This window comes from Thalassospira lucentensis (assembly GCF_001613805.1).
Classification (GTDB): Bacteria; Pseudomonadota; Alphaproteobacteria; order Rhodospirillales; family Thalassospiraceae; genus Thalassospira; species Thalassospira lucentensis_A.
Map to the genome: position 1 here is coordinate 149795 of NZ_LPVY01000020.1, position 22047 is coordinate 171841.

The 22047-nt window shown below is 55.6% G+C and carries 22 protein-coding genes; 8 read left to right on the forward strand and 14 right to left on the reverse strand.

The genetic code is table 11. The annotated features are described in order from the left end of the window. Positions 1–182 precede the first annotated feature (182 nt). The 3 genes from AUP42_RS15300 to AUP42_RS15310 all read right to left on the reverse strand — a co-directional run bounded on the left by AUP42_RS15300 (position 183) and on the right by AUP42_RS15310 (position 2805). Positions 183–1025 carry a universal stress protein gene (locus tag AUP42_RS15300; protein ID WP_062952468.1) on the reverse strand — a complete coding sequence of 281 codons (843 nt, stop codon included), beginning with the start codon at positions 1023–1025 and terminating at the stop codon, positions 183–185. Positions 1026–1202: 177 nt separating this feature from the next. Then, positions 1203–1751, reverse strand: a complete 549-nt coding sequence (locus tag AUP42_RS15305; protein ID WP_062952469.1) for a hypothetical protein — start codon at positions 1749–1751, stop codon at positions 1203–1205. Positions 1752–1893: 142 nt separating this feature from the next. Further along, entirely contained in the window at positions 1894–2805 is a 912-nt protein-coding gene (locus AUP42_RS15310; protein ID WP_062952470.1) for a LysR family transcriptional regulator, read from the reverse strand. Between the two features lie 110 nt (positions 2806–2915). Between AUP42_RS15310 and AUP42_RS15315 the strand changes: the two genes are divergently transcribed. Both AUP42_RS15315 and AUP42_RS15320 read left to right on the forward strand, forming a co-directional pair. After that, complete coding sequence (locus AUP42_RS15315) at positions 2916–3293, forward strand: VOC family protein (protein WP_062952471.1); 378 nt, start codon at positions 2916–2918, stop codon at positions 3291–3293. A 53-nt stretch (positions 3294–3346) separates the two neighbouring features. Next, entirely contained in the window at positions 3347–4060 is a 714-nt protein-coding gene (locus AUP42_RS15320) for a glutathione S-transferase family protein (protein WP_062952472.1), read from the forward strand. Positions 4061–4130: 70 nt separating this feature from the next. Here the strand turns inward: AUP42_RS15320 and AUP42_RS15325 are convergent, their stop codons facing one another. Next, positions 4131–4697, reverse strand: coding sequence for a TetR/AcrR family transcriptional regulator (locus AUP42_RS15325; protein ID WP_231858309.1), 567 nt, complete (start codon positions 4695–4697; stop codon positions 4131–4133). A 144-nt stretch (positions 4698–4841) separates the two neighbouring features. On the opposite strand from AUP42_RS15325, the gene AUP42_RS15330 reads away from it, so the two are divergent. Next, on the forward strand, positions 4842–5462 hold the full coding sequence (locus AUP42_RS15330) for an NAD(P)H-dependent oxidoreductase (protein ID WP_062952474.1): 621 nt from the start codon (positions 4842–4844) through the stop codon (positions 5460–5462). Positions 5463–5543: 81 nt separating this feature from the next. On the opposite strand, the gene AUP42_RS15335 is transcribed toward AUP42_RS15330, so the two are convergent. Then, positions 5544–6233 (reverse strand): orotate phosphoribosyltransferase, encoded by a 690-nt coding sequence (locus tag AUP42_RS15335; RefSeq protein ID WP_062952475.1) that lies wholly within the window; start codon positions 6231–6233, stop codon positions 5544–5546. A gap of 259 nt (positions 6234–6492) precedes the next feature. On the opposite strand from AUP42_RS15335, the gene AUP42_RS15340 reads away from it, so the two are divergent. The 3 genes from AUP42_RS15340 to AUP42_RS15350 all read left to right on the forward strand — a co-directional run bounded on the left by AUP42_RS15340 (position 6493) and on the right by AUP42_RS15350 (position 9492). Further along, positions 6493–6780: a helix-turn-helix domain-containing protein gene (locus tag AUP42_RS15340; protein WP_062952476.1), complete on the forward strand. Its 288-nt coding sequence runs from the start codon at positions 6493–6495 to the stop codon at positions 6778–6780. A gap of 77 nt (positions 6781–6857) precedes the next feature. Next, on the forward strand, positions 6858–8591 hold the full coding sequence (locus AUP42_RS15345; protein ID WP_062952477.1) for a SulP family inorganic anion transporter: 1734 nt from the start codon (positions 6858–6860) through the stop codon (positions 8589–8591). Between the two features lie 112 nt (positions 8592–8703). Then, positions 8704–9492 carry an enoyl-CoA hydratase/isomerase family protein gene (locus AUP42_RS15350; protein ID WP_062952478.1) on the forward strand — a complete coding sequence of 263 codons (789 nt, stop codon included), beginning with the start codon at positions 8704–8706 and terminating at the stop codon, positions 9490–9492. An 8-nt stretch (positions 9493–9500) separates the two neighbouring features. On the opposite strand, the gene AUP42_RS15355 is transcribed toward AUP42_RS15350, so the two are convergent. From AUP42_RS15355 to AUP42_RS15390, 8 genes are all read right to left on the reverse strand, one after another. Beyond that, entirely contained in the window at positions 9501–10010 is a 510-nt protein-coding gene (locus AUP42_RS15355; protein ID WP_062952479.1) for a DinB family protein, read from the reverse strand. Between the two features lie 37 nt (positions 10011–10047). Further along, entirely contained in the window at positions 10048–11304 is a 1257-nt protein-coding gene (locus AUP42_RS15360; RefSeq protein ID WP_062952480.1) for a multidrug effflux MFS transporter, read from the reverse strand. Positions 11305–11474: 170 nt separating this feature from the next. Next, positions 11475–11753, reverse strand: a complete 279-nt coding sequence (locus AUP42_RS21420) for a hypothetical protein (RefSeq protein WP_156484636.1) — start codon at positions 11751–11753, stop codon at positions 11475–11477. Next, entirely contained in the window at positions 11705–13111 is a 1407-nt protein-coding gene (locus AUP42_RS15370; RefSeq protein WP_062952482.1) for a TRAP transporter large permease, read from the reverse strand. The genes AUP42_RS21420 and AUP42_RS15370 overlap by 49 nt, the downstream gene beginning before the upstream one ends. 19 nt (positions 13112–13130) lie before the next feature. Continuing rightward, positions 13131–13706, reverse strand: a complete 576-nt coding sequence (locus AUP42_RS15375) for a TRAP transporter small permease (RefSeq protein WP_062952483.1) — start codon at positions 13704–13706, stop codon at positions 13131–13133. 29 nt (positions 13707–13735) lie between these two features. Beyond that, positions 13736–14731: a TRAP transporter substrate-binding protein gene (locus AUP42_RS15380; protein ID WP_082824795.1), complete on the reverse strand. Its 996-nt coding sequence runs from the start codon at positions 14729–14731 to the stop codon at positions 13736–13738. A gap of 410 nt (positions 14732–15141) precedes the next feature. After that, entirely contained in the window at positions 15142–16497 is a 1356-nt protein-coding gene (locus AUP42_RS15385) for a sigma-54-dependent transcriptional regulator (RefSeq protein WP_062952484.1), read from the reverse strand. 28 nt (positions 16498–16525) lie between these two features. After that, positions 16526–18565 (reverse strand): sensor histidine kinase, encoded by a 2040-nt coding sequence (locus AUP42_RS15390; RefSeq protein WP_062952485.1) that lies wholly within the window; start codon positions 18563–18565, stop codon positions 16526–16528. A gap of 205 nt (positions 18566–18770) precedes the next feature. Between AUP42_RS15390 and AUP42_RS15395 the strand changes: the two genes are divergently transcribed. Then, positions 18771–19766, forward strand: a complete 996-nt coding sequence (locus tag AUP42_RS15395; protein ID WP_062952486.1) for a mitochondrial fission ELM1 family protein — start codon at positions 18771–18773, stop codon at positions 19764–19766. Positions 19767–19779: 13 nt separating this feature from the next. On the opposite strand, the gene AUP42_RS15400 is transcribed toward AUP42_RS15395, so the two are convergent. Further along, entirely contained in the window at positions 19780–20703 is a 924-nt protein-coding gene (locus tag AUP42_RS15400; protein ID WP_082824796.1) for a LysR family transcriptional regulator, read from the reverse strand. Between the two features lie 160 nt (positions 20704–20863). Between AUP42_RS15400 and AUP42_RS15405 the strand changes: the two genes are divergently transcribed. Then, a complete protein-coding gene (locus AUP42_RS15405; protein ID WP_062952488.1) occupies positions 20864–22045 on the forward strand; it encodes an MFS transporter in 1182 nt (393 codons plus the stop codon). The last annotated feature ends 2 nt before the right edge of the window (positions 22046–22047 follow it).

The following is a 22047-nucleotide window of genomic DNA, read 5'->3' on the forward strand; positions in this document are numbered from 1 at the left end:
GGCGAACCTCTGTTTCGTGCAGGAAAGATCCTGATGCTTTCAGGCACTTTAGTCAGCTATTTCCGGCATGGGAATCATTAGTTGGACCATGCTTTGGCGCGATCGGCAAAAACGAAACCGACAAACAAAACCGGCCGGGCAAGGGCACCGGCCGGCTTGGTAACGATGTCGTTGGTCGCAGCCTAGTGCGACATCAGAACCGGCACCGTCATGTGACGCAGAAGATGCTGTGTCACACCCCCCATCATCAATTCACGCAGGCGCGGGCGGCCATAGGCACCGCAAACGATCAGGTCGATGCTTTCATCGGCCGCACGCGACAGCAGAAGGTCGCCAACGCTGATGCCGCTGGCATTCATGTTTTCCTTGCGGACATTCACCCCGTGGCGTTCAAGCCGTGAACCGATATCGACACCGGGAACAGGAATGGAGTCACGGGCGCCCTTGTTAGGGTCGGCACAAAGAACCAGGGCCGATTTGGCATTTTCAAGAAAGGCCATGCCGTCATTCACCGCACGGACGGCTTCGCGATACGGCTTCCACGCAACCATAACGCGTTCGCCAATCGTTTCGAACCGACCGGCATAGGGGACGACCAGAACCGGGGTGCCCGCGGTCAGAATGGCCTTGTCAGGCATTTCCGAGGTTGAGGACGGATCGGCACTGTCCGGGTCATATTGGCCCAGAACCGTCAGGTCATGATGGCGGGCATACATGGCAACCGTGTCGGCAATCTCGGCTGCCGAGCATGGCGTTTCCTGCCAACTGAAGGTAACACCGGCGTCTTCGCAGGCTTTTGCGAAGTCGCGCTTGGCTTCCTTGGCGGTTTCGGCCATGGCCGCGCGCTGCTGATTGACGATTTCCTGGGAAATCTGAACTTCCATGAAACGCGGAATTTCGGCATAGGGCAGAAGAAACAGCCCGGTCAGATGGGCTTTTTGCGCCTTGGCAACTTTCAGGGCAACTGAAAGCCGTTGTGCGCAAGGGGCTGAATTGTCGATATGAACAAGGATATCCCGATACATCTGCCAGTCTCCTTTTCCGGGCAGCACCGCCTTCGATCAAGGCGGCTAGCGTGGTTATGAGAAGCAGTCTAATGCGATCAGTGGTGGCGTTCTTTGTTCTATCTCAAATTGCACTTATCGCGTGTATCTGAGTGTCGCGTGACCCTGTGGCGAGAAAATGGCCTTTGGCAAAAGGCATCATCCATCAACGGGCTTGGACATCATCGGAATGGTCTTTTCCATGGTAGGCGTACCATTCTGCGGCATCGTTGTCGGGGCAGGGGATGTTACCAGACCGGGTGTTGCTCCCGCGGTCGGGTCGCTCATTATTTGCGCACCGGCCGATGGCATTACCCCCATGTTGTCACCTGAAATGATCGAAAGGCTTTTGTGCAATTGCTGTGACAGGGTTGACCAGTTGGTCTGAAGTGTATTGCAGGCTGCCGGGTCATTTTGCTGCACACAACGTTGTGCCATGCGATCAAGGATGTCGAGCGCGATGCGTGCCTCGTCGATCTGTTGGCGCTGTATGTCGGTGATTGCGGCCTTTTGGGGATTTGGAGTCATGACGAATTTGTCATTTGCGGCATTCGCGGATGTTGCCGTGGTCGGGCCACCCCACGGAGTTACTATTTCCGCGGTGGTATCAGCGGCGGGATTGTTTTGTGCGGTGGGTTGCACGCATCCCGACAGCAGTGCCGCAGAAACAACAAGACCGGACAGGAGGCCAGCGCTTCTGATCTTCATGACTTGCTCCTTTGGCCGCAAGGCGATGTGCGCCGGGCCGTTCCCTTTACCTTACATTGCCATTTATTGTACGGCCTTGCTTTTGCTTGTGAATATATTGGACCCAGTTACGCGTGATGTCCAGAAAAGGGCGCGTGACAGCTTATTGCCCCAGGCTTGGTTGCCGAGCTGGTGATATCAAGCGGGGTTCGTTCTTAAGCGCATTTCCGAGCCATTGCAGAACCAGCTTGATGCGCTCAATGCGTTTGAGTTCTGGATGTGTAAGCACCCAAAGCCTGTTTGATGCGAATTGATGCAGAGACGTAACGCGTTCAAGATCGGGGATCGCCAGATCAGCAGGTAGGCAAGCATATCCAATTCCGGCGCGAGCAAGGCCTGCCATTGCAACAAAATCATCGCTACGATGGATGATACGGTCAGCATGGTTTTCGTCGAGCCATTTAAATACCGGATGATTTCTTAGGGCTCCGCTGGCACCGATAAACCCACCGGGCAAGCGATCTGGAAATTTCAGGGCATTGAAATTCTGCTCGGTTTTTTTTGCCATATCGTGATTTGCGTAAAGTCCCCAATCTATCTTGCGAATTTCGCGACCGACAAGATATTCGGGCGGGAGTTCCGCGACCCGTATCGCGATATCAGCGTGGCGTTCGGCCATGTTGAATTCCTGATTACTTGCCAGAAGTTCAAGGCTGATATCTGGGTAGGCCGTCTGTAAGCGAGCGAAATAATCAGGCAGAATGAAATAGGCAAAGCTTGTCGGTGCGGTAATTCGGACCGTCCCAGCAGCGGCAATATCGCGCCCGGAAACACTTAGATTGATAGCTTCGAAATTATTCAGGATTTGCCTTGCGGGGGCCAGCATCTCTTCTCCCGCATCAGTCAGACTGTACCGGCCTTTGATACGTTCGAATAGGCGTGTTCCGGTTTCTTTTTCCAATGCATGGATATGGCGAAATACCGTTGTATTGCTGACATTTAGATGTTCGGCTGCTTTTTCAAGTGACCCGGCGTCGACAACGGCAAGAAACGATTTCACATAATTCCAGTCCATTTTGATCTTTCAAATTTGCAATGGATTTCTTCAAAATCGCCTATTTATTGTAAATTTGCAAATTCATACGATGAAGCCGATAAAGCCAGACAACCAAGAGAGAGAGCAAAATGATTGGTTATACATCGATTGGGACAAACAACCTTGCCACGTCCGGGGCATTTTACGACGCCATTCTTGGTATTATGGGGGCCAAGCGGGTGATGGAGGTGGAGGATTTCATTGTCTGGGCACGTACGGAAGGAGAGGCCAATTTTTCGGTTCATCTTCCTTTTGACGGCAGGCGGGCGACCGTTGGGAATGGTGTAATGATCGCCTTGCAGGGAAAATCAAAGGACGAGGTCGATGCCGTATACAGCAAGGCGATCAGCATCGGGGCAGCATCGGAAGGGGAACCGGGTGCGCGCGGCGGTGATGATAGCGGTTTTTATGCAGCCTATTTTCGCGATCCGGATGGCAATAAAATCAACATTCATTACATGTCGTGATTTGCCTGAAACTTGGCGGTTTTTGGGGGGGGAACGGCTAAAAGGAGGTAGGGGTGGAACATCCGCATTTTAAGCTGATAGGCCACCGGCTGTGCCCGTATGTGAAACGGGTTGCAATGGTTATGGGGCACTACGCGATTGAGCATGAAAGGGAAGATATTCGTCTGGAAGACAAGCCAGTCTGGCTTGAAAAGTTCAGTTCGGAAAGGCAAGTGCCGGTCTTGCTTCTTGATCAAACGCGACCGCTAACCGAGGCTGCGGTTATTTGCGATTATCTCGACAGGATTAATGGTAGTGCGCTTTATCCGGTCGATCTGATTGAGAGTGCCGAACACAGTATCTGGATTCTACGAGCAGAGCGGATATTGTCGTTAACTGCAGATATTGTGTATCGGGCTCATAATGAACATGACTGCGATCTGACATTGCACAGGATCGGCCTGATATTAGCCATACTCAACAAGAAGCTTGAAACCGCTGGAGCCTTTCGCGAGATTGGGCTATGCATGGTCGATATGGCCTATGCGACCGCGTTTAGGGCATTTCCGGTATTGGTATCTGGGCTTAACCGGGATTTGTTTGCGGGGTTTGAACATGTTCGGGGCTGGAGCGAACGATTGTTAAAAAACGATATCGTGCGGACGGTAGTCCCCCAAACGTATCATGGGGAACTTCATCATTTTATCGCATCAAGACAAAGCTATCTGGCCAAAAGGCTATCGATGCTTCCGGTGCCACAAAAGCCAGCCTTATCTGCTTCCCAATAGCTTTGTCAGGTTACAAATAACGGACCGAAAAGCCATCAATAGTGTATGTCTACTGTTGATGGCTTTTTCTTTATGTTCTGTCTCGCGACACCATGGCGATGATGGTTTCAAACAATTCTTGCTTTGCCTGGTCGGCGGTGATTTCACCGGTTGCCGCGGCATAGGAGAGGGCCTCGGCGGCACCCAGAAAGCCCCAAAGACGCGGCATGGGGATTTTCCCCGTTGGGCTGAAAGACGACAGGATATCGCGGCATTTATCAATGAACAGAAGATGATAGTCCCGCTTGACCTGTTCGAGTTCCGGCGATCCGGCAAGCGATGCGATCACGCCCGAAATTTCGCGTCCCTGTGACAGCACACAGTCAACATAGGATGCCGCGATGACCGATGCCTTGTCGCGCAAGGTCGGGCTGCTTTGGGCCAGAGTGGCGTCCATCAATGCGGTCTGGCGCTGGTCGTAATCCTGATAAAGCGCGATCAGCAAACCAGACCGGGTGCCAAAATGATCATAGACCACCGGTTTGGTAACCCCGGCCTGCTCGGCAAGATTTCCAAGGCTAAGCCCCTCGGTTCCGCCGTCGTGGATCATCTTCCAGGCAACGTCGAGAAGTTGCCGGTTGCGATCTTCGCGGGTCATACGTTTACGGGGCTTATGCAACGGAGACTTTTTTGCACCGAGACTTGACATGGCTATATACCAAACGTAACTTACAGATAGTAACTTACTTATAGTATATAGTGATTGCCGTTGAGAGGCAATCACTTAGCAAGGAGATAAGCCATGCGCGCGCTTGTTGTTGTCGCCCATCCAAATTCCGGTTCGTTCAGTCATGCGGTCGCCAATCAAATTGGCAAAGGGATTGAGGATGCCGGGTCCGAACACAGTTTCGAGCTTGCCGATCTGTCGGAGGAGGGATTTGATCCGCGCTTCAATCAGGACGATATCGCGGCCTTCGAGATGAGGTCACCGTTTCCGGACGATGTGCTTGCCGAACAAAGGCGGATTGATGCCGCCGATACGCTGGTGCTGGTTTTTCCAATTTACTGGTGGTCGATGCCCGCAATCCTGAAAGGCTGGATCGATCGGGTGTTTTCAAATGGCTGGGCCTATGAGGATAATGACGGTGAAAAGGTGATCAAAAAGCTGAACCATCTGAAGGTTCATCTTGTCGCGATTGGTGGGGCAGGACTTGGCACGTTTGCCCGGCATGGATATTTCGGGGCCATGAAACTGCAAATCCATCAGGGCATTTTTGATTATTGCGGAGTGAAAGTCGCAACTTCGGAATTGATGTTGCTGGCCGACGGCAATGACCCTGCGGAGCACCTTAAAAAGGCACGCGAGGTTGGGGCGGCGATCCCGGCAAAGGTGACAAAGCCGGAATTGGATATGGCGGGATAAATCTCGTTAGACCGGCCATCAAAAGCAAAACGCCCGCAGATTTTCCCTGCGGGCGTCTGAATTTGGCAATGTGTTGCCGGCTTAGTCGTGCTTTCCGCCATTGGCTTTTGACCAGCCGATTGGATCAGCAAGGAAGGCCCGAACGCCTTCGATGGCTTCTTTGGGGAAGTATTCGCCTTCTTCGGCAACGGCCAGAACATCGGCCCAGGTTGCCAGGTAATGCAGTTCGATGTCGTCCTTTTTCAGTTCCTCAAGCGCGTTGGGGAACACACCATAGAAGAACACGACAAAGGCATGTTTGCATTCGGCGCCGGTTTCGCGGATGGCATTGACGAAATTGACTTTTGATGCGCCGTCGGTGGCAAGGTCTTCGACCAGAAGAACGCGCTGGCCTTCGTGGATGTCGCCCTCGATCCGTGCCTTGCGGCCAAATCCCTTTGGCTTCTTGCGGACATACTGCATCGGCAGGTCCAGGACATCGGCCAGCCAAGCGGAATAGGGGATGCCCGCGGTTTCACCACCGGCGACCGCATCAAATGCCTCGTAACCGGCCTTGTCGGAAACCTGACGGGCTGCAAGTTCCATGACCTTGCGGCGTGCGCGCGGGAAGGAAATCAGTTTGCGGCAGTCGATATAAACCGGGCTTGCCCAGCCGGATGTCAGGATATAGGCCTCTTCCGGGCGGAAATTCACAGCCCCGATATCAAGCAAAATCTTTGCGACGGTTTTGGCAGCATACGAGCAATGCGCGGTCGAAGTTCCGTTGGTCATGGCGACTATACCCTTTTTCGGATCGAATATTTGCGCACGTCTTAGCGTTTTTGAACTCAAAGCGCAAAGAAAAGCCGCTGTCCAGCTGGTCAGGATCAGGTGCCCGGTGTTGCCGGGGGCAAATTTGCGGGCAGCAGAGCCGGATGCGAATAACGCAGTGCCGATTTGAAATATCAAAACTGATATCTTAGATATCATAATTGCAGTTTCAGATACCTTTTGTTAGGCTTCGGTCATGTTTGGATAGAGGGTTTGCTTCATGATCACCGCAGGACAAATGCGCGCGGCGCGTGCGTTGCTGGGCATTGATCAGAAAACACTGGCTGAGATGGCCGGGATTTCTGTGCCAACCATCCAGCGGATGGAGTCCAGCAAGGGCAATGTGCGCGGTGTGGTCGATACGCTGGCCAAGGTGGTTGATGCACTTGACCGGGCCGGGATCGAGCTGATTGGTGATCAGGCACCGAGCATTGCGACCGGACGCGGTGTGCGCCTGAAGGAACCAGAAACACGACCTGCCCGGGATAGCGGGCAGGGCGAGGAATAAAACGCAACGAATTTTGCGACGGCGACCGCCGACTTATGCCGACGATCCCGCCGCCTTTTGCAAGGCTGCCGGAGACTATGGAAACCAGAAGCTCGAAGATCAATCCGGCATCCGAACCCGGATATGCCGACCTGTTTACACCGAAACTTGTTACCGTCCTGCGCGAAGGATACGGACTTAACGAGCTTCGCGCCGATGCGATTGCCGGTTTGACGGTGGCGATTGTCGCCCTGCCGCTATCGATGGCGATCGCAATTGCATCGGGCGTTTCTCCGGCGCAGGGGCTTTATACGGCGATTGTCGGTGGCATTCTGGTGTCGCTTCTGGGCGGCAGCCGTTTTCAGATCGGTGGGCCGGCGGGGGCGTTTATCGTTCTGGTTGCGGGCACGGTGCAGGCGCACGGGCTGGAAGGGTTGCTTATTGCAACCATTCTGTCAGGCGTGATGTTGCTTGCCATCGGGGCACTGAAGCTTGGCACCTATATCAAATTCATTCCCTATCCGGTGACGGTTGGCTTTACCGCCGGGATTGCGGTGATCATTTTCGCAAGCCAGATCAAGGATTTGCTGGGGCTGACCCTGTCGGGGGCGGAGCCGGGGCCGCTTCTGGAAAAACTTCCGGCGATCTGGGCCGCTTTGCCGGGGATTGATCTTGTGACGGTTGCACTTTCCGGGGCGACGATCCTTGTGATCATCGGCACCAAACGGGTGCGTCCGCACTGGCCGGGCATGTTGATTGCCGTCGCCGGGGCCGGGTTGGCAACGGCATTTTTCAATCTGCCGGTATCAACCATCGGCAGCGTCTTTGGTGGTATACCAGGCGATTTTCCGGCACCGGCCCTACCGGAATTCACCCTTGAGAAAGTGCAGGCGGTTTTGCCCAACGCAATTGCATTTGCACTTCTGGGCGCCATTGAATCGCTGCTATCAGCCGTGGTGGCCGATGGCATGACCGGGCGGCATCACCGGTCGAACTGCGAACTGGTGGCCCAAGGCGTGGCCAATATGGCATCGGGCCTGTTTGGTGGCATATGCGTGACCGGCACGATTGCGCGCACCGCGACCAATGTCCGTGCGGGTGCGCATGGTCCGGTTGCCGGGGTTCTGCATGCGCTGTTTTTGCTGCTGTTCATTCTGGTGGCAGCCCCGCTGGCAAGTTTCATTCCGCTGGCAAGTCTGGCCGGGGTGCTGGCGGTCGTCGCGTGGAACATGATCGAAAAGCATGCCTTTGCTACCTTGCTGCGTGCATCGCGCGGTGATGCGGCGGTGTTGCTGGCGACGTTCCTGCTGACGATTTTCCGTGACCTGCTGGAGGCCATTGTGGTCGGCTTTGCCTTGGGATCGGTCCTGTTTATCCAGCGGATGTCAAAAACGACCGCAATTGCCACCCACAGCCCGTTTGTGTCCGAAGACCGGGCGGATGGCACGACCGGCGGGGCCGGGGCATCGGGTATTTCATCGACAACCGATCCTGACATCATGATTTACCGGATTACCGGCGTGTTCTTTTTCGGGGCCGCGGCATCCATCGGATCGGTTCTGGACCGGATTGGTGATACGCATAAGGCGCTGATCATTGATTTTGCTGCCGTGCCGTTTCTTGATTCAACCGCGGCCAATACGATTGCCGGGCTGGCAAGCAAGACACGCGGACGCGGGATCGAGGTCATTCTGACCGGCACATCGCATGACCTTCGGCGGGAACTGTTTGCGCACGGCATCAAGCCGCCGCTGGTTCATTATGAAACCGATATCGAGACGGCGGTGGTGCGGCTTCGGGCGCATGGGGTGCGTGACGTCACTGCATCCTGATTTGCTGCCACGGAGACAGGGATAACCCCCCAAGCCCTTGTCAGGCATTGGCAAAGTCCGGTTTTGGGTTTATTTGGTATAGCTTTACCGAATTAAGCGGAAAGGCACTGCTATGTCGCAGGAAACCGGACTCGTCGTCGATATCAATGACGGCGGTATTGCAACCATCACCATTTCACAGCCGGAGCGCAAAAATGCGCTGACCAAGCCGATGTGGGGGGAACTTGCCCGGATTGCCGACGATCTTGGCGGGGACAGCAACCTGCGTTGCATCGTTATTCGCGGCGGCAGCGGGGCCGGATTTGGGGCCGGGGCGGATGTTCATGAATTTGTTCGCGAACGTGACGGGTTTGAAAAGGCGCGCGATTACGGAATGCTCCATGCCGAGGCCTTGCAGGCGCTTCGGGTTTGCCAGCATCCAGTGATTGCCGCGATTGACGGGCCGTGCATTGGGGCGTCGTTTGTATTGGCTGCGGCCTGCGATTTGCGGATTGCAGCCGATAATGCAAAATTCGCCGTGCCGCCGATGAAGCTTGGCGCGACGCTGGGCTATCCGGAATTGCAGATCATGCTGGATCTGCTGGGCGAAGCAGCCCTGTTTGAAATCCTGCTGGAAGGGCAGGTTTTTGACGCCGCGCGTGCGCACGAAATCGGCTTTATCGCCCGCCATGTGTCGCTTGATGAATTTGATGCGGAAGTAACGGCGACAGCGGCCCGAATTGCCGGGGGCGCACCCATCACCCAACGCCTGCACAAAAAAATGATCAACCGCCTGAAAGAAGGTGGTGCCATCGGTGCCAAGGAATTTGACGAAGGATACCGCGCCTTTGACAGTGCGGATTTCAAGGAAGGCTACACCGCCTTTCTCGAAAAGCGAAAAGCGGTGTTTGAAGGCAGATAATCGTCAGATCATAACGGCAAATCCGGTGTCAGCGGGACATCGGTGATGCCGTAATCCAGCCCCATCTTGTAAAGCTCGCTTGTGATTTGCGATCTGTGATGGGTTTGGTGATTGAAAAGCTGCATCAGGAAAAGCTGGCGAGGCAATTTGCGGGTCACACCATCCAGCCCCATCAATTCGCGAATGTCATCCTGCCAGCCATGATCGCTGGAATCGACGAATTCGGCGATTGCCGCGTCGGTTTCGATCCGCATTTTGCCAAGAGTTTCGAAATCATCGGCCATGACGGTGCGGGCATCAAACGGTTCGGCCTGTCCGGTTTTCAGAATGCCGAGGATGCGGTGATCTATATACAGCAGATGATTAAGCGTTGCGTGGATCGAGCCAAAAAACATGCCGCGGTCACGGCGGCGTTCCTCGTCACCGATCTGATCACAAAGATCGTACAGAACACCATTTTGCCAGCTGTTATATTTGGCCATGGCGCGGCCGTAATCGTTGAAATTCATCTTTGCCATCTGGTGGGGCTCCTTGTTGGCATTAACCGGTCTGTACTTAATCTGCGGCAACCGCGACGGTATCGTCGGTTTGGGCCGGGGCAGGCTGTTCGATCTGTTTTGCCTCGGCCACAAAATGAACCATGACATTGGCGAAAATGCCAAAGGCCAGCATCGATGCGGTCACGGGCAGAAGACTGCCGTCATGGACCTGCCCGATAATGGTGCCTGCCAATGCGCCGGTGGCAAACTGTATGGTCCCCATCAAGGCGGTGGCCGTCCCGCCGATATGTGGGAAATACTGCATGAAGGCTGCGGTTGCGTTTGGTGCGGTCAGCCCGATCATGCCGACAGCAACCATCACCAGCGGCACCACAGCATATAGCGACGGCTCAAACGCATTCACCGCAATGAACAATCCGATCACGGCCGCCAGTTGAAGGGCGGTGCCAATCGCAAGTATCTGATGGCATTCAAGCCGTTTCAGCAACGGATTGTTAAGCCGGTTGCAGATCACGATGACAATGACATTTGCCCCGAACAGATAGGGGAACTGGCTGGGTGACACGCCGAAATAATCAATATACATGAACGGGCTGTCGGTCAGGAAACTGAACATCACTGCACTGGCCCCGGTATGGGCCAGCATGAAACCAACTGCCTTGCGCGTACGCAGGACTTCCAGATAGGTCCACCACACCCGTCGTGCTGGTCCGGCATAGCGGGGGCGCAGTTTGGTGGTTTCGGGTAACTTGAACCACACAATCACCAGCATGATGCTGCCATATATGACCAGCAGGACGAAAATCGCCTGCCACTGGAAATAGACCAGCAGGGCCGAACCAACCGTTGGCGCGACCAACGGGGCAATCATCATGATCACCGCGATCAGGGCAAACATGCGCGCGGCATCCTTGCCATCGAACAGGTCGCGCACCGATGCGCCGACAATCACAAGGGCAAAGCCGCCGCCAATCGCCTGGATAAAGCGCATGACGTTGAGCGAAAAAGAACTGTCGACGAAAATGATGATTGCACTGGTGATGATGTAAATCACCAGCCCGACCAGTGCGACCGGACGACGGCCAACGCGATCCGAGAGTGGCCCGCCAATCAGCTGCCCCAGAGCAAAACCAATCAGGAACATGCTGATTGATACTTCGACATTATGCGTCGGCGCGCCAAAATCTGCTGCCATTGCCGGAATGGCAGGCAGGTAGGTATCAATCGCAAATGGTGCGGTCGCGATCAGGGCGGCAAGCAGGATCGCAAGGCGCTGCGTATTGATCGGGGCGCTGGCATCTGTATTCGCCATGACTTCCGTATCCGTTTCTTATGGTGGCAGGTGGGGCGTGATCCGTCCGGTTTCCAGTATCGGTCTTTACGGGCTTCCTTAATGCCAACCGGAATGACAGGAAACGGGATATATCGCCAACACCCGGACAGCGGGCGGGGCGAAAATTCCGGTCAGAGATGGCAGTGGCATCAGGAAGGCCGCACCGTTACGGGTGGCGGGGCCGGGTGGATCGCAGCCTGAAACGATTCAATTTGTGCCATTATCCACGGAAATTCTGTTTTTTCCAGCCCGGCGATTTTGACAGCCTGAATATCAGCTATGCATATAACCGTCTGACGCGGCAAAAGAATACAGGCCGCAAAAGAAAACGGCACCCGCGATGGGGTGCCGTTTGCAAGGTTTTCAGTTCTCGCCTGATCTAATAGTTCATGACCTTTTCCGGGCCCATCAGCATGGTCGGAAGCCATGTCGAAATTGCCGGTATGTATGTCACGATGATCAGGAAGACCAGCAGGATCATCAGCCAAGGCAGGGCTGCACGAACCACCTGAACCAGTGACATGCCGGTGATACCCGACGTCACGAACAGGTTAAGCCCGACCGGCGGTGTGATCAGGCCGATTTCCATGTTCACAACCATGATGATGCCCAGATGGATCGGATCGATACCAAGCTTCATCGCAATCGGGAACAGGATCGGTGCCATGATCAGAAGGATGGCCGAAGGTTCCATGAAGTTGCCCGCGATCAACAGAATGATGTTGACCACGATCAGGAAGGCCCAAGGTTCCAGACCCCAGTTGATGATGGTTTCTGCAATGGTGTGCGGAATGCGTTCGGATGTCAGCACATGGGCAAACAGCATGGCGTTGGCAATGATGAACATCAGCATGATGGTCACTTTGCCAGACTCCAGCAGCACGTGGCGGATATCCTTGTCGAACGGGATCAGCGCGATGGCCTTGCCGATTTTAGGCAGGTTGTAGCCAATGATAGCGCCCACACCCATGCCTTTTTCCGGAACCCAGGCAACACCCTTGATCGGGCCCATATCGCGATAAAACACGATAGCGACCAGCAGGGCATAGACGGATGCGACGGCTGCGGCTTCGGTCGGGGTAAAGATCCCGCCATAGATACCGCCCATGATCACAACCACCAGAAGCAGGCCACCGGATGCGGAAAACAGGCCTTCAAACCATTCCGAAGCGCTCGGACGATCCTGTTTGGGCAGCTTTTTGATCCGGGCGACAACATAGATCACCGCCATCAGCATCAGACCGGCAATCAGGCCGGGAATGACACCGGCCAGGAACATGCGGCCGACCGACACCTGGGTTGCCGCGGCATAGACCACCATCACGATGGATGGCGGGATCAGAATGCCAAGCGTACCGGCGTTACAGATCACACCGGCGGCAAAGTTGCGCGGATAACCCGATTTGATCATGCCGGCGATCACCACCGAACCAATGGCAACAACCGTAGCCGGGCTGGAACCAGAAACGGCGGCAAACAGCATACAGGCCAGGACGGACGCCATGGCAAGACCGCCATGGAACCAGCCAACCGTATCCACCGCAAAGCGGATCAGACGACGTGCCACCCCGCCGGTCGACAGGAAGGTCGAGGCAAGGATGAAGAACGGAATGGCCAGAAGGGTGTAATGTTCCATCCCGTTGAACAGTTTTTCGATCAGGGTCGCAAGCGAGTCCGATCCAAAGAACAGGATGGTGGTGATGGATGACAGGCCCAGCGCCACGCCGATCGGGGTGCCAAGCGCCATCAACGCAAACAGCGTGATGAACAGATATGCGATTGTCATTTAAGGCGTTCCCCCGCGATCATTTATCGTTGTCGCGACGGACCATGCCGTCGGCCATGGCTTCGGCTTCATCGCCCTCGCCAATGGTTTCGATCGCCTCGCGTGCCTCGTCGGCAAGCGAGAATCCGTTTTGCTGACCCGAAAGAATACGCCACAGGACCTGTCCGAGACGGAACAGCAGTAACGCACCGCCAAGCGGCAGGATCAGATAGACCACCCACATCGGGATCGGGGAATCTTCGGCCTCGATACCGATCATGTGATAGAAGGCCATACTTTCCCAGCCGCCGTAAAGAATGAGCGCGGCATAGGTCATGCAGACCAGGGCAACAAAGATACCGGTGATGCGTTGGGCGGGTTTTGCAAACAGCTGGACAAGGGCATCGACCCCGATATGGGATCCGACCTTGACGCCATAAGACATGCCGAAAAGCACAAGCCAGGCAAACAGAAATTCGGTGATTTCCATCGACCAGGTCATACCGGAATTGAAGCCGTAACGAAGAACGACATTGACGAAAGTCAGTACCGTCATGGCGGCGAGAAGGAGGGCAATAATGCCCTCCTCCAGCCGGTCAACGACCGTTTTAATCATAGCGGTAACGGTCCTCTAGGTTCGAGGAATTACTTGTTGCAGGCGGCGGCGGCTTCGATCAGATCGGCACCGATATCACCTTCGAACTGCGCCCAGACAGGCTTCATGGCTTCGCGCCATGCTTTGACATCGTCAGGAGACGGTTTGACGATTTCGGTTTCGCCCGAGTCAACGATCAGCTGGCGCTGTTCGTCGGCCAGTTTGCCCGATAGACCGTTCGAGTATTCGGTTGCTTCGTCCATGGCCTGTTTCAGACCAGCCTGGATTTCCGGATCAAGACCGTCCCACCATTTGGTCGAGGTCACGACCAGATAGTCGAGCAGACCGTGGTTGGATTCAGTGATGTAATCCTGAACTTCGAAGAACTTCTGGGAATAGATGTTCGACCAGGTGTTTTCCTGACCATCAACAACGCCGGTCTGAAGTGCCGAATAGGTTTCGGCGAATGCCATTTTCTGCGGGACGGCATCAACAGCTTCGAACTGGGCAGCAAGAACGTCCGAGCTCTGAATACGGAATTTCAGGCCAGCGGCATCAGCCGGGGTCAAAAGCGGCTTGTTGGCCGAAAGCTGTTTCAGGCCGTTGTGCCAGTAACCAAGACCGGTGAGACCCTTGTCAGCCATCGAAAGCAGAAGCTCCTGACCTTTTTCACCTTTCTGGAAGCATTCAACAGCTTCCATGTCGTTGAACAGGAACGGAAGATCGAACAGGCCGAGCTTCGAGGTCCATTTGCCGAATTTCGCAAGCGACGGTGCAGCAAGCTGAACGTCACCGCGGAGCATTGCCGGCAGAACCTTGTCGTCATCGAACAGCTGCGAGTTCGGGTAAATTTCGACTTTAACCTTGTCGCCAAGGATTTCTTCGGCACGCTTTTTGAAGAACTCAGCGCCCTGACCCTTCGGGGTGTTCGGGGCAACCACGTGAGCATATTTGACAACAACCTGTGCGGATGCTGCGCTGGTCATGCCAAGAACAGCTGCCATTGCAACGCTGGTTGCGAGAAGTTTTTTGGTAATCGGACGCATCAATAGTCTCCCTATAAGCTTTGTGCGTTTTCCCAGTAGCGCGCCAGTTATCGGCGTCGTTCAGGTCGCCGTCTGGCGCTGGGGTGCAATACTGCAATTGCCGGGCCAGTTCTGCATATCTGCCATTACGATAAGTAATATCAGCGGTTTGCGGTGTATTTCACGATGGTGCGGTGCAGCGTAAGTTCTTATTTTTGTTGTCTTTCCCGCACATCCCTCTTTCGCAATGTGCGGTCTTCCGCACAATATCTCAAGTTGAAAATGCAATTTTTTTATCGATTACGGGATTTTGGGCGCAATCAGGGTCTGCCATTGGTAGGACCAATACCAGAACTGTCTGGAAAAGCGGTTCCCGGCCGGTGGCGTTGGTAAAGCATGATCGACGCCTAAGGACACATTGCCAAGTGGTGTCAGCCGTCCGATTTATTGCGGAATTCAGCCGGGACGATGCCGTATTTGGCAAGTTTGTCATAGAAGGTTTTGCGCGGGACACCCAGCGCATTGACCGTTGCCGTTACATGGCCGCCATGCTGACGAAGTGCCTCGCAGATCACGCCTTTTTCAAAGGCTTCGACCTGTTGGGGCAGGGACAGGATATTTTCGATTGTCTGTGCGCTGTCACCGGCAAACGGATCAAGGCCCAGCACCCGGCGTTCAGCGGCATTGCGCAATTCGCGGACATTCCCCGGCCAGTCATGGGCCGTCAGGCGGGCGATTTCGGTGCCGTTTAGTGGCGCAAATTCCCGGCCAAACCTTCCTTGCGCCTCTTTCATGAAATGCTGGAACAGAAGGGGGATGTCATCCTTTCGATCGCGCAATGGCGGAATGTGCAGTTGCACGACATTCAGGCGATAATACAAATCTTCGCGGAATGCCCCGCGTGATGATGCCTCGCGCAGGTCAATCTTGGTCGCGGCAACCACACGCAAATCAATCGGTTGCAACTTGTTCGATCCCAATCGTTCCAGCGCGCGTTCCTGTAGCACACGCAGCAGCTTGACCTGCAGGGACAGCGGCATGCTTTCGATTTCATCCAGGAACATGGTGCCCTTGTCGGCAAATTCGAATTTGCCGATGCGCTTGTTTTCAGCCCCGGTAAAGGCACCTGCTTCGTGGCCGAAAAGTTCGGATTCAATCAGGTTTTCTGGCATTGCCCCGCAATTTACCGCGACAAACTGCCCGGGGCGGCCGGATGCCTCGTGCAGGGTGCGTGCAACGACTTCCTTGCCGGCACCGGTTTCACCATTGATCAGGACATGGGCATCGGTCGCGGCGATATTGCCAATCAGCGTGCGCAGCTTTTCCATGGCGGGCGTGCGCCCGATCAGGCCCGATACTTCCTTGCTGTGGCGGGCCAGTTCAGCCTTGAGCGTCCTGTTTTCAAGAACAAGCTGCCGATGGGCCATGGCCCGGCGTGCGACATCGATGAAATGGTCCGGATCGAACGGTTTTTCGATGAAATCAAACGCGCCTTCGCGCATGGCGCGCACCGCGGTGGCAACGTCGCCATGCCCGGTGACTAGGATCACTGGCATTTCCGGTTCGATTTTACGGATCTGGGACAGCAATTCCATGCCATCCATGCGTGGCATGCGGATATCGGTAATCAGGATTCCGGGCCAGCCGCGGCGAATGCGTTCCAGCGCCGAACCGGCATCGCTGTGGCATTCGACAGGGATGTCGGCAAGCTCCAGCGTTTGCTGTGCGGCTTCCCGCACATCTTCGTCGTCATCGACAAACAGAACGCAATGGGCCGAGTTGTTCAAATGCCTTCCCCTTTTAATCCGTTCCGGATCACGGGGCGATCATACGATGTACCAGCAGATCCGTTTCCATGCCTTCTGTTTCGGCGGTTTGGCCGGATGTTGTATCAGGCATCGGCGATGACGTCGAGGTTGATGTGCCGTCATGCCCGGTCATCTGTTCAACACATCGCAATTCAATTGTGAAACAGGCCCCGCCCGTCGGGCGGTTTTCCGCACGTATCGTGCCGCCAAAGCTGCGCATGATGCCATAACAGATCGAAAGCCCAAGCCCAAGCCCGTCGCCAAACGGCTTGGTGGTGAAGAAGGGATCGAACAGTTTGGGCAGGTTTTCGGGCAGGATACCGGGGCCGTTATCGGTAATCGCGACCAGAACGCGGCCATCCTTTTCTTCCAGCATAATGCTGATCTGCGGGAATTCCTCATCGCGGCAGGCATCGGCTGCGTTGCTCAGAATATTGAGGAAAACCTGTTCGAGCTGGTTTTCCTCGGCGGTCACCAGTGCGATGTTTTCAGCTGCCTGATACCGGATATCGGCCAGTCCGGCCCGCCCGGTTTCGCGCAAAAGGTCAATCGCCTTTTCCAGTGGACCGGCAAGGGCAACGGGGTGCGTGTCGTGTTTGGGGCGGCGGGCAAAAGTTTTCAGATGGTTGGTGATCCGGCCCATGCGTTCGGTCAGTTCGGAAATCCGGCCCAGATTGCGACTGGCGGTTTCATCATTGCCGCGCGCAATGAATTTCAACGCATTTTCGGCATAGCTTCGAATGGCGGTCAGGGGTTGGTTGATTTCATGCGCGATGCCTGCCGACATCTGGCCAAGGGCGGCAAGCTTGCCTGCCTGTACCAGTTCTGCCTGTGCGGTACGCAGGGCATCCTCGGTGCGGCGGCGTTCGCTGATTTCCTCGGCAAGGCGCAGGTTGGTGCTCATGAGGTCGGCGGTGCGAAGCCGTACCTGACGTTCCAGTTCGCGTTGCGACCAGTCACGAATTTCGATTTGTTCAAGCATCGCGCGGCGGCGTTGCAGCAGAACAAATATCGTTCCCATGATGATGATATGCATCGCCCCGCCAATGAAACCGGCGGTCAGGATCGACTGATCCAGAACCGCCTTGTCGGTCAGCAGGTAAATGTTCCAGCCCTGTTTGGGCAGGGGGCTTCGGATTACCAGATAGGGTTTGGCATCTTTTGGGGCTTTTTCCGTGGCTTCCGTCTCTGCATTTGTGGTGGCGGGCTGGCCTGATTGCAGGGCTTCGGGCGTTATGATCTGTGCCGGGGCAAGGGACAGGATGCCGATCCCGTCATTGCCGGGCCATTCGCCCTGGTGAACCGGCATCGGGTCCAGGGGATATTCACCGTATTTGCGCGACAGCATTAATTCCGGGCGGTCTTCCGGGGAGATGCCAATCAGATCGCGGAACCGCCATTCGGGGCGGGATGTAATGATGACAATGCCGTTTTCATCGGTCACCAGAACGTTTTCATTCCCACGCGCCCAGCGTTGCACCAGCGTTTCCAGATGGGTTTTCACCACCATTACACCTTCGAATTCCGTGCCGTTCGGGCGCACCGGATGCGATATGTAATAGCCCGGCACATTTGACGTGATGCCAAATGCAAAATAGTGACCGGTCAGTCCGGCTTCGGCCTGTTTGAAATAGGGGCGAAACGCGAAATTACGCCCGACAAAGGATGCGTCGCTGTTCCAGTTGCTGGCCGCAATTGTCGTCCCGTTACGATCCATGAAATAGATGTCGGATGCACCGCTGTCGGCGGCGAGTTTTTCCAGATAGACATTGACCTCGGCCGCGTCTGACGGGCTGGAATGCAGGGCAAGATCGATGATGCGTTTGTCACTGGCAAGCGTGATCGGAAGATATTCGTGTTCCTTGATCGCGCCCTGAAGGTTGGAACGGTAAAGTTCCAGCTTGTTGCGGCCGTCCTCGGTGATTTCGACAAGACGGGTTTCGCGCCACAGTTCCGTGGTCAGCCAGACGGTAACAGGCAGCAATATCAGCATGCCGGCCAAAACCAGCCGCGCACTTCGCTTTGCGGATATTGATGTCTTGAGCATTTCCCGTCGGACCGTTTTTCAGATTATGCCAATGTATTATGATGACATATTGGTAACAAAGCATAGCCGAAAAAGGCTGCGCGCGTCAGGTGCTTGATAAAAGTGCGGACTGTCTGTACCAATCAGAAAGTGACTGGCGCCCGCGTTGACCCAGCACTTCCTGCCTGCACGGGAAATCAATAGTCCGACAAGGATGCGACCCTGAATGACCGATGATGATGCACACCTGATCTGGGTTCTGGCCGATGATCGCGCCGGAAACGTCAATCAGGCCGTCGGCGTGGCAGAAGCACTGGCACAGCCCTTCAAGCGGATCGATATCGGTTATACCAATCTGGCGCGCCTGCCCAATGTTATCCGCCGCGCCAGCCTTTTGGGGGTGGATATCGCGTCGCGTGCGCGCCTTGTCGCGCCCTGGCCCGATCTGGTGATTGCCGCAGGGCGGCGGACCGCACCGATTGCGCGCTGGATCAAAAAGCAAAGCAACGGCCATACACGGATTTGCCAGATCATGCGTCCGGACGGAGGCGAGGGGGCGTTTGACCTGATTGCCGTTCCTGCCCATGACCGGATGGCGGCACGTGACAATGTTCTGGAAATTCCCGGCGCCCCGCACCGCGTGACCGAAACGCGCCTTCTGATCGAAGCCGATACCTGGCGCCCGCATTTCAAGGGACTGCCAAAGCCACATATCGCCCTGATCATTGGCGGCAGCACCAAGGCCACGGTTTTCACAGCCAGCATGGCGCGTGAACTGGCCGGGCGGGCGATTGAGGCCACAAAGGCGATAGATGGCAGCCTGCTTGTCACGACGAGCCGCCGCACCGGGCAGGAAAACGAGGCAATCATTGCAGAAATGCTGAGCGCATCTGGCGTGCCCTATCACCTGCATGACTGGAACGCGAAGGCGGAAAATCCGTATTTCGGCTATCTGGCGTTGGCAGATATCCTGATTGTTACGGGTGACTCGGTTTCAATGTGTTGCGAGGCCGCCGCCGCACCGGGCGGGGTTTATATCTATGCCCCTGACGGTATCGCAAACCCGCGCCATCAGCTTTTGCATCAGGCATTGTATGACGGTGATTATGCCAGGCCGTTGTTGCCAAATACCGAAATCGTACCGTTCAAACATCCGTCCCTGCAACCGGCCCGCATGGTGGCACAGCGCTGCCTTGAATTGCTGAGCGCGCCGGTTTCTTAAGCCGCTTTAATTGTTACGGAATTCGGATGCCGTTTCCGTACGGGTCGATATGATTAACCAGAAAATCGATGAAGGCCCGGATGCGCGCGGCAAGATGTTCATGCCCGGCAAAGATCGCATGGATCAGCTGTTCTTCATTCGGGTTCCAGTCCGGCAGGATTTCAACCAGCGTTCCGGCCTTGAGGTCGCCCTGGACATGGAACCGGCCAAGCCGCGCCATGCCCAGCCCCGAAAGACAAAGGCGGCGCATGGCCGAGCCACTGTCGCACTGGAAATTTCCGGTGATCGTCCGGCCAATCCGTTCTCCGGTTTCGGGGTTGATGAATGGCCATTCACTCATCGGGATCGGAAAGTTAAATCGCAGGCAGTTATGATCCACGAGATCATCCGGGTGGCGGGGCAGGCCGCGTTTGGCAATATATTCCGGTGATGCCACGATGGTGCGGCTGCTTTCGACTAGTTTGCGGGCCTTTAGTGATGAGTCGGGCAATGATCCGGACCGGATGGCGATATCGGCCCGTTCTTCAAGCAAATCAATGATCCCGTCGGTCAGGGAAAAATCCAGTTCGACCTCGGGATAGCGTTCGAGAAAGGCCGGGATCAGCGGCTGAACATACATCACGCCAAACGCGATGGAGGCATTGACGCGCAACCGGCCACGCGGGGCGGCCTTGCCGCCGCTTGCGACCGCACGTTCGGCATCGTCAATTTCATCAAGGACACGCTGGGCGCGGACCAGATACATTTCGCCTTCGGGAGTTAACTGCAATCCGCGTGTGGATCGCACCAGAAGTCGGGTCGCCAGCCGGTCTTCGATCCGTGTCACCAGCTTGCTGACAGCCGATGGTGACAGATGCAGTTTTCGCCCGGCTTCGGAAAAGCTTCTGAGTTCCGCAACCCGGATGAAGACTTCCATTTCCCCTGCGCGATTATCCAACTGAGCCTCCGGCTTTGAATTCAATTCAAAAGCATTTGTCGCGCAATCCGGATTATCGTGCAAGCATTCCATCGGCATAGTGGGCGGCAATGAAGGGGGCTGGATGCCCCACCAACCATTTGTGCCCGCAGTCGCATGGCGCGCGGGACGGAGAATTGAAATGCCGCTTGCTTTATTTGCGTTGACGATCGCGGCCTATGCGATCGGCACGACGGAGTTTGTCGTCGTCGGCCTTTTGCCGACCGTGGCAAACGATCTTTCGGTGACCCTGCCGATGGCCGGGTTGATTGTCAGTGTTTATGCCCTTGGCGTCACATTCGGTGCGCCGGTTTTAACCGCCCTGACCGGGCGGATGCATCGCAAGACCCTGATGCTGGGTTTGATGGCTTTGTTTGTGGTTGGCAACAGTGCCGCCGCCCTTAGCCCCACCTATGAAATGCTTCTGGTTGCGCGGGTGATTTCGGCCTTTGCGCATGGTGTGTTTTTCTCGATCGGGGCGACGATTGCCGCCGATCTGGTGCCGGAAAACCGCCGGGCATCGGCGATTGCAATGATGTTCATGGGGCTGACGGTTGCGATTGTAACCGGCGTGCCGCTGGGAACTTTCATCGGTCAGATGCTGGGATGGCGTGCGACTTTTTGGGGTGTTTCGCTTCTTGGCGTGATTGCCTTTGCCGGGATTGCGGCTTTGCTGCCCTCGAACCTCAGCCGGGCGGAGCCCGCACGCCTGGTTGATCAGGTCCGCGTGCTCGGCAGTGGGCGGTTGTTGATCGTGTTTGGCATGACCGCGTTTGGTTATGGCGGCACGTTCGTCACCTTTACCTATCTGTCTGCCGTGCTGCAGGACATTACGGGTTTCAGTGAATCCAGTGTCAGTCTGATCCTTGTGTTCTATGGGCTTGCGATTGCGGTTGGCAACCTTGCCGGTGGGCGTGTTGCGGATCGGAACCCGGTCCGTGCACTGACCATCCTGTTTGCCTTGCAGGCCGTCACACTTGTGATCTTTACCTTTACCGCCGTGTCGCCGGTCCTTGCGGTTATCACGCTGGCGGCCCTTGGTTTCCTGCAGTTTGCCAATGTGCCGGGGCTTCAGCTTTATGTCGTGCAACTGGCAAAGCTGCACCGTCCGGGCGGGGTGGATGTCGCATCCGCGCTGAATATCGCGGCCTTTAACCTTGGTATTGCGATCGGGGCGTGGGTTGGCGGGATTGTTGTTTCCTCGTCGCTTGGTCTGTCGGCAACGCCGTGGGTTGCGGCCCTTCTGGTCGCGTTTGCGGTTGGTCTGACCATGATCAGCGGTGTGCTTGATCGCCGGTCCGATAACGTCCTTCAGACCGCATAACC